This window comes from Luteimonas vadosa, assembly GCF_039543545.1.
Lineage (GTDB): Bacteria > Pseudomonadota > Gammaproteobacteria > Xanthomonadales > Xanthomonadaceae > Luteimonas > Luteimonas vadosa.
In genome coordinates this window covers 171,505-186,162 of sequence record NZ_BAABJY010000001.1, presented here as the reverse complement: position 1 = coordinate 186,162, position 14,658 = coordinate 171,505, and the positions used below count along the sequence as shown (strand labels likewise).

Annotated in this window: 13 protein-coding genes; 11 read left to right on the top strand and 2 right to left on the bottom strand. The window is 61.8% G+C overall.

Going from position 1 to position 14,658, the window contains the following annotated elements:
• The first annotated feature begins 28 nt into the window (after window positions 1-28).
• From ABD970_RS00795 to ABD970_RS00745, 11 genes are all read left to right on the top strand, one after another.
• Window positions 29-775 carry an ABC transporter permease gene (locus ABD970_RS00795; protein ID WP_345293597.1) on the top strand — a complete coding sequence of 249 codons (747 nt, stop codon included), beginning with the start codon at window positions 29-31 and terminating at the stop codon, window positions 773-775.
• A gap of 54 nt (window positions 776-829) precedes the next feature.
• On the top strand, window positions 830-2,182 hold the full coding sequence (locus ABD970_RS00790; RefSeq protein ID WP_345293596.1) for an ABC transporter ATP-binding protein: 1,353 nt from the start codon (window positions 830-832) through the stop codon (window positions 2,180-2,182).
• 105 nt (window positions 2,183-2,287) lie between these two features.
• Window positions 2,288-2,863, top strand: a complete 576-nt coding sequence (locus ABD970_RS00785) for a methyltransferase domain-containing protein (protein ID WP_345293595.1) — start codon at window positions 2,288-2,290, stop codon at window positions 2,861-2,863.
• Window positions 2,864-2,961: 98 nt separating this feature from the next.
• Window positions 2,962-4,302 carry a class I SAM-dependent methyltransferase gene (locus ABD970_RS00780; protein ID WP_345293594.1) on the top strand — a complete coding sequence of 447 codons (1,341 nt, stop codon included), beginning with the start codon at window positions 2,962-2,964 and terminating at the stop codon, window positions 4,300-4,302.
• Window positions 4,303-4,339: 37 nt separating this feature from the next.
• Window positions 4,340-7,090 carry a glycosyltransferase gene (locus ABD970_RS00775; RefSeq protein WP_345293593.1) on the top strand — a complete coding sequence of 917 codons (2,751 nt, stop codon included), beginning with the start codon at window positions 4,340-4,342 and terminating at the stop codon, window positions 7,088-7,090.
• A 52-nt stretch (window positions 7,091-7,142) separates the two neighbouring features.
• Complete coding sequence (locus ABD970_RS00770) at window positions 7,143-8,168, top strand: glycosyltransferase family protein (RefSeq protein WP_345293592.1); 1,026 nt, start codon at window positions 7,143-7,145, stop codon at window positions 8,166-8,168.
• Between the two features lie 18 nt (window positions 8,169-8,186).
• Window positions 8,187-9,713, top strand: coding sequence for a hypothetical protein (locus ABD970_RS00765; protein ID WP_345293591.1), 1,527 nt, complete (start codon window positions 8,187-8,189; stop codon window positions 9,711-9,713).
• 61 nt (window positions 9,714-9,774) lie between these two features.
• On the top strand, window positions 9,775-10,728 hold the full coding sequence (locus tag ABD970_RS00760; protein ID WP_345293590.1) for a glycosyltransferase: 954 nt from the start codon (window positions 9,775-9,777) through the stop codon (window positions 10,726-10,728).
• Window positions 10,729-11,142 carry a GtrA family protein gene (locus ABD970_RS00755; protein ID WP_345293589.1) on the top strand — a complete coding sequence of 138 codons (414 nt, stop codon included), beginning with the start codon at window positions 10,729-10,731 and terminating at the stop codon, window positions 11,140-11,142. It abuts the gene before it with no gap.
• Complete coding sequence (locus tag ABD970_RS00750) at window positions 11,129-11,842, top strand: class I SAM-dependent methyltransferase (RefSeq protein WP_345293588.1); 714 nt, start codon at window positions 11,129-11,131, stop codon at window positions 11,840-11,842. The genes ABD970_RS00755 and ABD970_RS00750 overlap by 14 nt, the downstream gene beginning before the upstream one ends.
• Window positions 11,843-11,870: 28 nt before the next feature.
• The gene (locus ABD970_RS00745) at window positions 11,871-12,494 is read left to right on the top strand and encodes a hypothetical protein (RefSeq protein ID WP_345293587.1); all 624 of its coding nucleotides are present in this window, start codon (window positions 11,871-11,873) and stop codon (window positions 12,492-12,494) included.
• Window positions 12,495-12,551: 57 nt separating this feature from the next.
• Here ABD970_RS00745 and ABD970_RS00740 read toward each other — a convergent pair whose 3' ends face one another.
• Together ABD970_RS00740 and ABD970_RS00735 are read right to left on the bottom strand one after the other, a co-directional pair.
• Window positions 12,552-13,166, bottom strand: coding sequence for a hypothetical protein (locus ABD970_RS00740; protein ID WP_345293586.1), 615 nt, complete (start codon window positions 13,164-13,166; stop codon window positions 12,552-12,554).
• A 61-nt stretch (window positions 13,167-13,227) separates the two neighbouring features.
• Complete coding sequence (locus ABD970_RS00735; RefSeq protein WP_345293585.1) at window positions 13,228-14,637, bottom strand: class I SAM-dependent methyltransferase; 1,410 nt, start codon at window positions 14,635-14,637, stop codon at window positions 13,228-13,230.
• Window positions 14,638-14,658: the final 21 nt, after the last annotated feature.

Below are 14,658 nucleotides of genomic sequence, written 5' to 3'. Positions count from 1 at the left end.
CGCAACGCACAGGAAGCTGATCCAGCAGTTGGCCAAGCGCGACGTGTCCGGCAGATATCGAGGTTCGATCGCCGGATTCGGTTGGTCCTTCTTTACGCCCTTGTTGATGCTGGCCGTTTATACCTTCGTGTTCTCGGTCGTGTTCCAGGCGCGATGGGGAGTGGAAACGGGCGGTCGCGAGACGTTCGCCATCATCCTCTTTGTGGGAATTATCGTGCACGGGTTGTTTGCCGAGTGCGTGAACCGTGCGCCAACGCTGATCCTGGCGCACGGAAACTATGTGAAGCGGGTGGTGTTTCCGTTGGAGATATTGCCACTGGTGGCCCTGGTTTCGGCCCTGTTCCACACCGCGGTCGCGCTGGCGGTGCTACTGGTTGCACAGCTGTTGATCAACGGCGCCATCCCATGGACCGCTCTGCTGTTCCCGCTCGTGTTGGCCCCTCTGGTCCTGACGACGCTGGGCTTTACGTGGTTGCTTGCCGGGTTCGGCGTGTATGTGCGGGATATCGGGCAGGTCACTGCGATCCTGACGATGGTGATGTTGTTCCTGGCGCCCGTTTTCTACCCGGTGTCGGCGCTACCGGAGCAGTATCAAAGCTGGATTTACCTCAACCCGCTCACTTTCATAATCGAACAATCCAGGGCCGTGCTCCTGTGGGGCCATCAGCCGGAATGGGTCGGGTTGGGCAAGCACCTCTTGATGGGGGCGCTGATTGCATGGGCAGGGTTCTGGTTCTTCCAGAAGCTACGCCGGGGGTTTGCGGATGTCATTTGACGAGATGGGTGCCTTTCAGCTCCGACGTATCTCCGGTCATCGGGGTACGCCGTAGTGCCCGACATCGCGATCCGGATCGAGTCCGTATTCAAGTGCTACCAGGTCTACGGGAAACCGCATGACCGCTTGAAGCAGGCGGTGCTCCCGCATGCCCATCGAGCGCTGGGTAGACCGCAGCGCAAGTACTTCGATGAGTTCTGGGCGCTGCGTGGCGTTTCCTTTGAAGTGGTTCGCGGGCAGACGGTGGGAATCATCGGCCGGAACGGCTCGGGGAAGTCCACCCTGCTGCAGATCGTCTGCGGAACCTTGGCGCCGACAGCGGGTAACGTCGACATTGATGGTCGAGTCGCCGCGTTGCTTGAACTCGGATCGGGTTTCAACCCCGAGTTCACTGGCCGGGAAAACGTCTATCTCAATGGCAGTGTGTTGGGGTTGACCCGGGAGCAGATAGACCAGCGGTTCGAGGACATCGAGTTGTTCGCGGACATCGGCGACTTCATGGATCAGCCCGTGAAGACGTATTCGAGTGGCATGGTAGTGCGTCTCGCGTTCGCCGTCATTGCCCATGTCGACGCGGAAATTCTGGTGATCGACGAGGCGCTTGCTGTGGGCGACGCTGCGTTCACGCAGAAATGCATGCGATTCCTTCGTGCGTTCAAGAAGAAGGGGACCATCCTCTTCGTGAGCCACGATGCGGCCTCCGTGCTGAATCTCTGCGATCGCGCTATCTGGATGCACCAGGGCCAGATCCGGATGAAGGGTTCTGCCGAGGAAGTGAGCAATGCGTACCTGGAGTTCACCGCGCAGGAGGTGTATGGCGACTCCTTGAAGCTTCACGCCATCAGGGAATCCAGGGGCGAGGTGGACCTGGAGCCGGCGCCCGTGCCCCCTAGCGCAGGCGAAGATGAAACCCATTTGGAGTTCTTCGACAACATCGCGAACTCGGATGGGTGGGAATCGGGGGCCGCTCGCATCGAGCGGGTCGAGATGCACGATGCCTCGGGAAACCCCTGCGGCGTCTTGCGTGGCGGGGAGAAAGTGCACCTCAGGATCCGGGCGCGGTGCGAGGCTGCGCTAGCCAGCCCGATCATCGGCTTCTTCGTCAAGGACAAACTGGGGCAATCTCTGTTTGGCGACAACACGTACGGTCATGGCGCCCCGGTTGCTGCCGAAGCGGGGTCGACGCTGGAAGCCAGCTTCACTTTCCATCTGCCGATGTTGCCGAATGGCACTTACTCGATGACAGTCGCCATCGCAGATGGGGACCCGTTCAACCACGTCCAACATCACTGGTTGCATGATGCGCTGCTCATCAATGTCGCATCCGGGAAATTGCGCTACGGGTTGGTCGGTATCCCGTTCGATAGGGTGAGCCTGGACATTGTCCGGGTCGAGGTCAGCCAGTGACAGTCCAATGCCGACCATCGGCCCGAGGAGCATCCCGCGAAGCTGTCTGTTGCGGGCTGATCCCTACACGAGGAATTTCGGATGCATGCTAGTTCCTACGAGCACATGAGCTCCCTTGTTCGGGATCACCTCGATCCCGGCGCGTCGATTTCCGTGCTGGATATCGGCTCCTATGACGTGAATGGATCGTACCGGAGCCTATTTACGCCGCCGGGATGGCGTTATACCGGCGTCGATTTGGCGGAAGGCCCCGGCGTGGACGTCGTGTTGACCTCCCCGTACAAGTTTCCGTTCGCAAGCGGTTCCCAGGATCTCGTGATCTCGGGGCAGGCCTTCGAGCACGTGGAATATTTCTGGCTGACGTTCCTGGAGATGCTGCGGGTACTCAAGCCTGGCGGGATGATTTTCCTGATCGCGCCTTCGCGCGGCCCCGAGCATCGGTTTCCGCAAGACTGTTGGCGCTTCTATCCGGACGGCTATCGGGCCCTGGCCAAATTCGGCGATTGCGACCTGCTGCAGGTCTCGACGGACTGGGAGCCGCACCAGGATCCAGATAGCGGACAATGGGGCGACACCGTGGGTGTGTTCAGGAAGCGCCCGGAAGGGGCTCGTAGCCGGATGAGCCGGCTGCTGATCTCGCTAGGCCTGGCTCTGCGGCCGGTGGCGGCCGAGGTTTCCTGAGTCCGGAGACTTGCCCGGCTGACGAACGGTGTCGCGGACTGCATGCTGTTGTCGAACCATGCTCGCCCACCGACGAACTCGCTAGACCCCAGTATTTGATGGAAGCAACCCACATGCCTGACTTTCCTCTCAAGAAGTCGATGTACATGCGCGCGGAAAGGGCGGCGCCGAGCGCCTGGCTTACGCACATACCATTTGCGGGCTGGCTGATCGAGTGCTTTCGTCCGCGCATGCTCGTGGAACTGGGAACCCACCATGGGAGCTCATACTTGGCATTTTGCCAAGCCATCGTCGCGAACGATGTTGCCTGCAAGTGCTTCGCCGTGGACACGTGGGCCGGGGACGAGCATGCCGGCGAGTATGGGGAAGAGGTTTACGAGCAGCTAGATGCGTATCACTCGCGCAAGTACGCAGGGTTTTCCGAGTTGATGCGGATGACGTTCGATGAGGCGGCCGATTACTTCGAAGACGGTTCAGTCGATCTCCTTCATATCGACGGCCTGCACACCTATGACGCGGTCAAGCACGACTTCGAAACCTGGTTGCCGAAGCTCTCGGACAGGGCCATCGTGCTGTTCCACGACACTTGCGTGCGCGAGCGCGGATTCGGTGTTTGGCGATTCTGGCAAGAGATCGAGCAGCGCTACGACTGCTTCGAGTTCACACATGGCCATGGTCTGGGGGTTGTGTCCGTCGGCTCGGTCGTCCCACCCGAGATCGCGCCCCTGTTCTCCAAGGAGCTCGACGCAGGTTTGATCAAGGGGCTGTTCGAGAGACTGGGATCCTGCGTCGAGGACGACACGGAGCGGGCTCGCCTCAACAGCGCATTGGTGCACGAGCGCTCTCTTAACCGCGAGTCCAAGAGCCAGGATAAAGCGGAGATAACCGGCGGGTTCGAAAACGTGCGGCACGACGTCGCCCATGTCAGGAACTTGATCGAGGCAGAGCTCGCCAAGCTACGAAGCGCCGTCGAGGAGATTCGCAAGATGGCGGATTCCACCTCCGCGACGGTTGTCAACGCAGCTGGGGGCGTGGAAAACGTGAGGAGTGAAGTGGCGCAGTCAGCAGAGCAATTCAAGTCGATGCTGAGCGAATACACCGACGTCGTGCGACATGACCTGGTCACGGTGCGAGAGCAGTTGATGTCCGAGTCCGCCTCCGCGCTTTCCGGCGTTCACCAGCGTCTGAAGGAGCACCGTGATGTATTGGGCGAGATGGACAATCGCATCAAGGTGCTGCAAGAGCTGGAAGACCAGACCGTCCGAAAGGTTGGCACGGTTGAATTGCAGCTTGGGGAGTTGGGTGAAGAGCTTGGCGAATTGAGTCACGGGCTGGGCGAGTTGAGTGAAGAGTTGGAAAAACGTGAGCAGCGCAAGTGGTCGCGCAAGCTTCTGAAGCTGCTCGGCCGAGACCCATCGAGTGTTCGTGGGCATACCTGACAAGGAAAGTAGAGCAATGCCAGTCTGGCTTACGGGCATGAAGAGTTGGATTTACGGGTGGCTTTCCAGGGTGCCGGCCCGGTTTCTGCCTATCCCTTTCAAACTTAGGGTGCTGATCCGGTCGGGCGTGATCGACCAGGCGTGGTATGGCGCCGTCACAGGGCGTGCGCCAGCCAACGAGCTGGAACTGGCGTCGGGCGTTTGGAGTGACGACAGGCCACGTGTCGCCAACCCCCTGTTCGACGCCGATTACTACCGCTACGAGTACAAGTTCTCCGGCACTCCAGGTGAAGCGCTTCTGCATTACGTCATGGCGGGCGAAAAGCTGGGGTACAAGCCTTGTGAATGGTTCGATCCAGGCTTCTTCCGGGCGCGCAACCCGGACGTCCCGCGTTCGGCGTGCGCGCTCGCGGTTTACACGGCGCACTGGCAAGGTCATCCCGAGGCCCATCCCTATTTCGACGCGCGATGGTACCTCTCGCACTACCGGGACGTTTCGGCCGAAGGCTGGAACCCGCTGGTGCATTTCATCGAGCAGGGGATCGCGGAGGGGCGTGAGCCCAACGCCTACTTCAATTCGGCGTGGTATCTGGAGCGGAACCAGGACATTGCCCGCTCGGGCATGTCGCCCGCCAGGCATTTCTGCCGATACGGGGCGACGGAACTGAGAAATCCGGGGCCGGACTTCGACATGGCGCGGTACGCGTCGAAGTACCCGGAATACTCGAAAACGGGCCTGGACCCGTTGGCACACTATCTCGTCCATGGCCGCCAGCTCGGCATCGACATCAGCAGCCTGTATCTCACGCTCGAGGACTTCGCGCTCCCTGGATCCCTCGGTCCCGTGCGTGACGGGTGCGTCGACATCATCGTCCCGGTGTACCGAAACCTCGAGGAGACACGGAGGTGCCTTGAGTCGGTTCTCAGTTCAAGCAATCGCATCCGTACCCGCCTGAGGGTCATCAATGACTCATCACCCGAGCCGGAGGTGACCGAGTATCTGAGGACCTTGGCTGCGGCGGGCCAAGTTCTCCTCGAGGAGAATGCGGAAAACCAGGGCTTCGTGCGGACGGTCAACCGTGGGATGCGCGCCGCATTGGCGACTCCCGAATGCAGCGCGGTGTTGCTCCTGAATAGCGACACCGAAGTTGCTAACGACTGGGTGGACCGGCTCCATGCCCACGCTTCACGCTGTGAACGCGCCGGAACGGTCGCGCCCCTGTCCAACAATGCCACCATCTGCAGTTATCCCAAGCTGGGCGAGAACTCGATGCCGAGCGACTGCTCGGTCGCCGAAGTCGACGTGCTCGCCGCCAAGGTGAATGTAGGGGTGAGTGTCGATCTTCCGACCAGCGTCGGCTTCTGCATGCTGATCACGAGGCCCTGCCTGGAGGCGGTCGGTTTCTTCGACGAGGAAGCATTCGGTCGCGGATATGGCGAAGAAAACGATTTCTGCCTGAAGGCTTCGGCCAAGGGGTTCTCGCATTTGCTTGCGACCGACGTCTTCGTCAAGCACGTCGGCGAGGTGAGCTTTGCCGCGACCAGCAGCGAAGGCAAGCGCAATGCCGCGCGCGTGATTGAAGAGCGTTACCCGCAATACAACGCCCTGATTGCACGTCACGTCGGGCTGGATCCCAGCATGGTGTCGAGGCTGCGTCTTACGTTCGCCCTGTGGGAGCGAGACGAGAAGCCGATCCTGGCCTTGATCACGCACGACATCGGCGGGGGGACCGAGCGACGAGTCCGGGAAATCTGTGACGAGCTAGCGGATACCCACCATGTCGTCGTGGTGAAGCCGGTCGCGGGCAGTGCGACGAAGATGTACCTGGAGAATCGATCGGCATTCGATGGTTTCGAGCTGAGCATCGAAGTCGACAGTGGCCAGCAGTTCGCGCAGTTGCTCGCCATGATGGGCGTCCAGGCCGTACAGATCCATCACTTGCACGGGCACGGGCCATTCATACGTAGTGGGCTGGCGATCGCGGGCGTGCCCTATGAGTTCCACGTGCACGACTATTTCACCGTGTGTCCCCAGATCACCTTGACGACCATAGACCATGAGTATTGCGGCGAGCCCGATGCGTTCGGCTGCAATGCATGCATTGCCCAGCGACCGACGCACGGTGCGACGGATATCGTCAACTGGCGTGCCCACCACGAGTGGGCCATCCGCGGTGCCTCGCGGGTCATCGCACCCAGCCGGGATGCCGCCAGCCGAATCAGCCGCTATCATCCCGTGCGACCCGACGTCATCTACCATGAGCAGCAACCGACCATCGAGTTCGCTGGATGGAAGAGGCGGGCCATTTCCGCTGCAAAGCCGCTGCGAGTGGTGCTCCTGGGAGTCCTGGCCAACCACAAAGGCAAGAGGAAGGTGCTCGATGCGGTGGCTCAGGTGGCTCGGAAGAACCTCCCCGTGCATTTCCATCTAGTTGGTTACCTGGGCCTGGTGGAGGGCGAGGTGAGCGAGGGCATGGCGGCGCGTTTCTCGTCGACTGGATGGTACAAGGACGTCGAGCTGACCGATTTGGTCGACGAGGCCGATGCCGATCTGTTCCTCTTCGCCTCCACTGCACCTGAGACGTATTCGTTCACGTTGACGGCTGCCATGGCAACCGGTCGGCCAATCGCGGCGCCCAACCACGGCGCATTCCCGGAACGCCTCGAGGGGTATCCCCACGCCTTGCTGTTTCCCGTCGATACACCAGGTTCCGAGTTGCCCGGGCTCCTGCTGGAGTTCGCGGGAGATGCGGCGCCCAACAAGAGTCGTGCTCATGCAAGCCGGTGATCGGAGTAGAACAGGGGGACCTGCAGCCGCTGGGCCGCGCGTGGCAGTAGTGATGGAACACTACGGCCGGACGCTTTCGCCTTGTGCCTCGATCCGCTTGCACGGTTTCCTCCAGTATCTGCGGGACAGCGGGCACCTGGAGTTCAGAAGCCTGCTGGTCGAAGAGCTGTTCGCATTCGCTCCAGACGTCATCATCTGGCACCGGATATCGATCCCGGCTGCGCGTGACGTGGATGCCATGGTGGCGATTGCCCGGCTGGTCGGTGCACGCCTGATTTACGATCTGGACGACAACCTGCTGGACATGGACGACCATGGCGAAGGCGAGAAGTACCGGACGATGCGCTGCGCTGTCGCCCGCTCGCTGGAAGTGGCTGACGAGGTATGGTGCAGCACCCCCGCATTGAGCGATCGTGTGCGGCCGCTTGTTTCCGGCACGCGGCAGGTCGCCGCCAACTCGCTGGATCCGTCCATCTGGTCTGCTTCGAAGCGCGGATCGACCCGGCTTGGGGACCCCGATCGCCTCCGCCTGGTTTACATGGGGACCCGCACGCATGACGAGGACTTCCGGTTCCTATGCTCGGTGATGCAAATCCTCGATACCAGGAATCCCGGCGTTTTCAGCCTCTCGGTCATCGGTGTCTGTGAGCGTCCGCCCGAGGATGCCCCTTGGCTGGACGTGCTTGAGCCGCCCCTTTTCCTGGGCGCGTCCTATCCGGGTTTTGCGCACTGGTTGCAGCAGCAAGGGGATTTCGATCTCGGCGTGGCCCCGCTGCTCTCCAATCGCTTCAACGATTGCAAGAGCTCGATCAAGGTCCTGGATTATGCGGCGATCGGCCTGCCGACCTTGGCGTCCCGGGTCCTGCCTTACACCCATTCGCTGAGGACCGGAGTCGACTGTTTCCATGCGGAGAATACGGCCCGCGCCTGGGTCGACGAGTTGCTCAAACTCGCCTCGGACAGGCCGGCCATGAATCGCGTCGCTGGAACCGCCGGGCAACTCGTTACACCGGAATGTTTCGCCACCGGTGCCCAGTTCCGGCTCGAGAGGATCCAGAATGTGGCTTCGGTGCCGTGACTTCGTCAACTCAGGTCGGTGGCCAGCTGCCCGCGCCGCGCGGCGGGCAACGACGGAAACCCGGCCCTCGTCATCCAACTATTTACCGTGACCTTTGGTAGGCAATCCATGGCGCCAAGCATCCTAACTGCAGCCCGTGCCGATATGTTCCAGGGGGAGCGCGAGCTCGCCATATGGTGGGTAGGCTTCGCTCTTTTGTTCGGCCTGTACTTCCTGGCCTGGTGGATGCACTTGCGCCCCGGGGTGTTCAGCTATGACAGCGGGCACTTCCTCCAGGAAGTGCTGACGGGCGACATCACCAACCGCAAGCCTTTCCTCTATGCGCGCTTCATAGAACTCACCTCGCTGGGCGGCCGGTTCTTCCCGCTCACGCTATTCGCCCAGGCGGCGATCATCGTGGCATTCCTGTCGCGCATTTTCGCGATGGCGTTTTCTGGCCGGGCGCATCCCATCTCCATTGCGTTGGGCGCGATTCTGGTTCTGAATCCCTACGTCGCCAACATGGTGTTCTACGTCCAGAATGACGTGCTGTTCTGCTTCGCGATCATTGCGATTCTGGCCGAGACGGTCTGGGTCTGCCGTCGCGGGCACGCCTCACTCATCAGCTGGGTGATCATCGCCGTTGCGAGCCCCATGGCATTCGCTTTCCGCGAAAACGGCCTGCTGTTCCTGCCCGTTTGGTGCCTCTTGGTTGCGGTGTTCCTTGGCCGTGATGGAAGGGTGCTGGCGGGCGTGGCGATAGTCACTACGGTCGTGGTTTACGGGATTGCCAGCCTGGGCGTGGACAGGTCCCGAACGGCAGACCTGATGTTCCCGGCAGTCATCCACGAGGTTGCAAGGCTCGCGCAAGGTGGATATCGCCATGAGGTCGGGAGTCGCCTTTCGAACGAAACAAGAGAAGTCGTGGGGGACGAACGCCTGCGCTCCGCGGCCAGGATCTACTGGCCCTTGTACTGGGACACCGTTGGATTCTTCAGGGACGGGCCCAATCTGGGGTATCTGCCCCAGGACCAGCGGACTCGGATCGTCCGCAGTTTCCTCAGGCACGACCTGGCACCGAACCTGCCTTCGGTGGCTGGTCATCGTGTGGAAATGCTTGCCGGCGCGTTGCTGGCCAGGGCCGAGCATGTCGATCCCTATACCGCGCCCGACAACCTGCATGGACCCTTGAAGGTCTGGAAGGACCGGCAAGGCTTGGCCTACCGAGGCAAGGGTTGGCTCGGACAGCTCAATGAAGTGTCGGCACGCTCCAGGTCATGGACATGGAATGCCGCGCTCGGGGTTGCCGTGCTGATGGTCATTACACTCGTGGCGCTGTGGAGGCGAGATCGGGTGACCCTGATCGCGGCAGCGCTCTTGTGGCTGCAGCTTGGGGTGGTGCTTGCGGTGGCGCCTTCGGCCGAGTACCGGTATGTCTTCATGCTGTACCTGGCCCCATTGATCTTGCTGGCCGGCGACCCCCTGTCCCGCTTCGATTCCAACACACGGCCGCTGGCCCGCGGACTGACAACTGCGCATGGTCAGGCGAGAAGTGCTCGAACCTGAGCGGCAGGTTTTCGCTGTTCGGGGAAACCGAAGCGCGGAGCGACTTGAGGAAGAACGACCCATGCCACGGAAAAGCCTGACAATCGTCACCCCGGTCTACGAGGACAGGGAAGCTTCTGGCCGACTATTGGAGGCGATCGCGGAGGAGTTCGGCGACGCAGTCCATGTCGTGGTCGTGGATGACGGTTCCGTGCGCGAACCCCTGGACATCGCTCATCTCGAGCAGGCGGGCATTTCCGACGAACTGATCCGCCTGAAGAGAAACGTCGGCCACCAACGGGCTATCGCGGTGGGACTGGGATATGTGTCCGAGAACCTGCCCGATGACATGACGGTCGTGGTCATGGACTCGGATGGCGAGGACATTCCAGCGACCATCCCCTCGCTGCTCGCCGCGCTGGAACAGGACCAGGTCGATGTCGCGGTGGCGCAGCGCCGCAGCCGCGTGGAAACGCTGCGTTTCCGGACGTTCTACTTCTTGTACAAGATCATCTTCGGGGTCTTGACGGGCCGGAAGATCGGCTTCGGCAATTTCATGGCATTGAAGAGCCGAGCCGTCAGGCGATTGGTCGCGATGCATGAAACATGGACCCATGTGGCGGCGGCCGTGCTGGGGTCGAAGCTCAGGATAGGCTCCTGCCCATTGGACAGGGGCCCCCGTTACGCGGGCAGGAGCCGGATGAACTTCACGGGATTGGTCCTCCACGGCTTCAAGGCCCTGATGGTGTTCGCGGAAGATGTGTTGGTGCGGGTGGGGATGATATGCATCGTGATTTCCACGATCTCGATCCTGTGCGCGGTCATCGCCATCATTCTGAAGATCATCGGCTTCGCCACCCCTGGATGGTTCTCGGTTGCACTGGGAGTGCTTTTCCTGGTGTTCCTGCAGACAGCTGCCCTGACCTTGATGACCTTGATGCTGACCGGCGTGAGCAAGGGTGGTGCGGTGCTCCCGGGGAGCCACACCGCATTCGTGAAGGAAGTCATCCGTACGTCCCCTGGCCGGAACGACTGAGTGAAAGAGTGCCCGCGCTTCATTCGCCATATTCTCAATGGGCTCTTCGCTACGGTTGTGCATTTCGCCGTGCTTTCAGTGAACCTGTTCGTGCTCCATTTCGAATCGGCAGGGCTCGCGAACATGATCGCCGCCCTTTTTGGTGCATCCGCGTCGTTCGTGGGTAGCAGGTATTTCGTCTTCCGCGCCGGCGATGGTCCGGCTCTGCGACAAGTGGCGAGTTTCGCCGTCCTCTATGGCTTGATCGCCCTGATGCACGGATCCATCCTGTACGTGTGGACCGACCTCAACGGGCTGGATTACCGCCTTGGATTCATCATTGCCACCGGCGCCCAGGTACTGGTCAGCTATGCGGGGAACAAGGCGATCGTATTCAGGGTGGCGGGACAGGAGAACGCTGATGACACAGTTTGATTATTCCGGTACCGAGCTGGACGTCTTCCAGCATGCGATCAACTGGAAGCGCTATTGGGCGCAAGCGATCAGCCCGTACTTGGGCCCGGATGTGCTCGATGTCGGTGCCGGCATCGGTGCAACAGCCGTCAACCTCAAGGAGCATCGTTTCAACAAGTGGGTTGAGCTCGAGCCCGACCCGGTTCTTGCAAAACGAATAGTGGAGCTCCGCGACCGCGGTGGAATTCCAGCGCAGGTTGAAGTTCGGAATGGATCGATCGCCGATCTCGCCCCGGACGAGTGCTTCGACACCGTGCTGTACATCGACGTCCTCGAGCACATCGAGGATGATCGCGCCGAAGTGGCTCGCGCGATGCAACACGTCAAGCCGGGCGGCCACGTCGTCGTTCTCTCCCCCGCTCATGATTACCTATACACGGAGTTCGATCGGCAGATCGGGCATTTCCGCAGGTACAACGCGCAAGGCCTCCGCACGATCGCGCCCGATGGAAGCACGGTGAGCATATGCAAGTACCTGGACAGCGTGGGAATGTTGGCCAGCCTGGCCAATCGGCTTCTACTGAAGTCCGGCTCGCCTACGATGAACCAGATCAAGGCCTGGGACCGGCTCATGGTCCCGGTCTCGATGAGGCTCGACCCGCTGCTTGGCTACAGGCTGGGGAAGAGCATCGTGTGCGTTTATACGAAGCTGCCGCGTTGACGCGGCGCGCGAAGGCAGAGGCAGGAACATGAAGACAGCGGGAAAAGTACGCGCAGCACTTATGGCGGTCGTGGTATTCGTGGTGATTCTCGCCGTCTTCTATCTTTCGATCATCAAGCTGCTCAAGGTAGACGTCGTCTTCTATTCTTCCCTGCAGGCGGCTGCCGCAGCATCGCTGCTCCTGGCCATCCTGATGTTCGGCACCGCATTGTTCTCGGCGCTATCGGGTTTCGAGCGAGGCCAACTCCTGGTGATCTGTGCCTTGCTCGGCTACGTATTGGCCATATCCGTGCCGACGGTGATCGACCGTTCCTTGTCGTTCTACATCCTCGAGAAACTCCAACAGCGGGGTGGAGCGATTCGCCTGGATAGGTTCGAGCACATCTTCACGGGCGAGTACATCAGGGAACACAAGCTGGTGGACGTCCGGCTGACCGAGCAGGTCGAGTCCGGCACGATCGTGATCGACGGCAATTGCGTCGTCCTGACGCCTCGCGGGGACAGGCTGGCGGCATTCGGACGGTTCTTCCGAACGAACCTCCTGCCCCGCAAGCGCCTACTCAGGGGAGAGTACACCGATCAATTGACCGATCCGTTTCGCCGCAGCGACGAGAATCCGGATTACCTATGCGAGCCTTGGGCCGGCCACTGACGCCGCGCCGGGCAAGAGAACCGCTGCATTCGGGAAGGCCCTAATGCAGCGATCGCATCACTGCACCTGAAGTGCCAAGCCTGGCTTGCAGACCACGGTTGTGCCTGCGGACTCATGGGACAGCAGGAGGGTGTAGGTGCCGGGTTCGACGGCAAGTTCGGACAGCTCTGCCTTGAAGCCAGACCGGGCGAGCTGGGGCGCGTTGTACGCCTGGGCGACGTCGTCCCGGGTGATCCCGGTTGCACCGGAAATACCGAAGTCCATGGCACCGTCGAGGATGATGGTGACCTCGGGCGGCGCCTGAAGGTCGAGGGTGGAGAGCCAACCTTCCATCACGACCGGTGCGTTGGCGCTGACCTGAAACGCCCCGCCGGTCGCCGGCATGCCATTGACTGCATCGAGATAGCACAGCGGCGATTCGGTGGCCGACTCCAAGGGGGTTTCCCAATTGGAAAGTCTTGCCGGGGTCTGCACCGGTGCCGCCGGGTCTGCCGTGGGCGCGGAGGCGGGTGCGGGCGGATTGGCAGCGGGCTCGGCCGGGGCGCCATCGTCGGTGCAAGCGGTCGCAAGCCAGCACAACGCCAAGGCGGTACCGAGGGATTTGAGCTTGTTCATTGAGGTCTGGTCCTGAAAGGGTCCATTGCGGGTGGGGCGGCTGTCGGGTGTCGGCAACCGCGGAGCGTGGCAAGGGCCGGATTCTAGAGGTCGCGCAGGATCCCGGCGTGAATGGCGGTCAGCTCCGTTCCCCGGCGTCACCCGGATGGCCCTCCATCGCCCCGGGGTCGGCTTCCATGTCGGCCGGTGGCGATACAAGGGAAGTGATGCGCGCGGTCGCCTGGCCCGGAGGGATGCGCCCGATCTCGTGCCTACCGCCATCCACGGTTGCAATGATCACGCGGATGGCATCCCCGGGCAAGCCTTCGATGTACTGCTCGCGCGTCTTGTTCAACCCGCTGCACATGGCACGCGCCGGAGGATATCGGCGATCGGCGTTCATGATCGTGGCGACATCCAGCCGCATGCCGGCAACGGGGAACCGGGCGGTACCGATGCGTTCGAGCTGCACGTACTGCACCTCGGCATCCCCCAGCACCCAGCCGCTTGCCGTCACCTGCGCCTGGGTGGAGTCTCCCGCGGCGCCCTCCCGGACCTCCACGGCAATGTCGTACCGGAAGTGAGGGCAGGGATGGCGGAAGACCGGTCCGCTGGCCCTGGGTCCCGTCGGAGCGAGCTCGTCCGGCGCGGCCTCCTGTTGGAACACGAGCAGGAACGAAGGAGCCCGATCCGCGGCGGACAGGTAGGCGAAAGGGCCGGGCATCATGGCCGCGCACCGGGCGAGGAACAGGCGGTGGCACTCGGGTGGGAGACCTAGCTGGCCGGCGTAGACCGACAAGGCGCTCCAGGCCTCCTGCTCGTCGGCGAACGGAATGATCCGCAGCTGGCCGAACCCGGCATTGGCGGCAGCCTTGTGCAGGGCCGCGGGGTCGAACAAGTGCTTGTCCTCCCGCAGCTCCAGTGCCAACCCGTCACCGGGGTATTTGATGTTGACGTAATTCTCCGCGATCCAGGCAGCCACCTGCGCCTGGTGATCCGTGGTCCAACCGCCCACTCCGATCGGCAGCGCGCTATTGACCTCCGCGACCAGATCCACGAGGGCCCGGTGGAACGCGGCACTGGGCTCCAGGAAGATCGCCCGCCCGCCGGGAGCCAATGCCTTCTGCAGGATTGCCAGCGTGTCCTGGTAGTCCAGGATGTGATGCAGCACCGAGAAGCCGGTGATCAGGTCGAAGGTCCCGGGTGCGAAGCAGTTGACGGTCCCGTCCCACAGTGCGTAAGAGACCTCGCTCTCTTCTGCGATGGCCCTGGAGGCCAGGCGTTGCCGGCACACATCGAGCATTTTCGGGGAGATATCGGTGATCAGCGCGCGTTGCGGGCGCGCGGCCGAGAGGTATCCCAGCGTGAACAATCCCGTCCCCGCCCCGACCTCCAGGTACGAATCTACCCGGGCCGGAAGGAGGTCGCCCAGGAACCGCCGGCATTGCGCGTAGAGGCGGTCGCTCGAAAGCGCATCGACCTTGTAGACCGTGTCGTAATCGATGGCATCGAGCGCGGTTTCGGCACCCGGAGGCAGGAATGAAACCATCCTGCCTGCGTGGAGCGGGAA

What these genes read in the sequence shown, in the direction of transcription:
- ABD970_RS00785 (WP_345293595.1), top strand. Translation starts at nt 2,288, where the DNA reads ATGAGCTCCCTTGTTCGGGATCACCTCGATCCCGGCGCGTCGATTTCC.
- ABD970_RS00780 (WP_345293594.1), top strand. Translation starts at nt 2,962, where the DNA reads ATGGAAGCAACCCACATGCCTGACTTTCCTCTCAAGAAGTCGATGTAC.
- ABD970_RS00775 (WP_345293593.1), top strand. Translation starts at nt 4,340, where the DNA reads ATGAAGAGTTGGATTTACGGGTGGCTTTCCAGGGTGCCGGCCCGGTTT.
- ABD970_RS00770 (WP_345293592.1), top strand. Translation starts at nt 7,143, where the DNA reads ATGGAACACTACGGCCGGACGCTTTCGCCTTGTGCCTCGATCCGCTTG.
- ABD970_RS00760 (WP_345293590.1), top strand. Translation starts at nt 9,775, where the DNA reads ATGCCACGGAAAAGCCTGACAATCGTCACCCCGGTCTACGAGGACAGG.
- ABD970_RS00750 (WP_345293588.1), top strand. Translation starts at nt 11,129, where the DNA reads ATGACACAGTTTGATTATTCCGGTACCGAGCTGGACGTCTTCCAGCAT.
- ABD970_RS00745 (WP_345293587.1), top strand. Translation starts at nt 11,871, where the DNA reads ATGAAGACAGCGGGAAAAGTACGCGCAGCACTTATGGCGGTCGTGGTA.
- ABD970_RS00735 (WP_345293585.1), bottom strand. Translation starts at nt 14,637, where the DNA reads ATGGTTTCATTCCTGCCTCCGGGTGCCGAAACCGCGCTCGATGCCATC.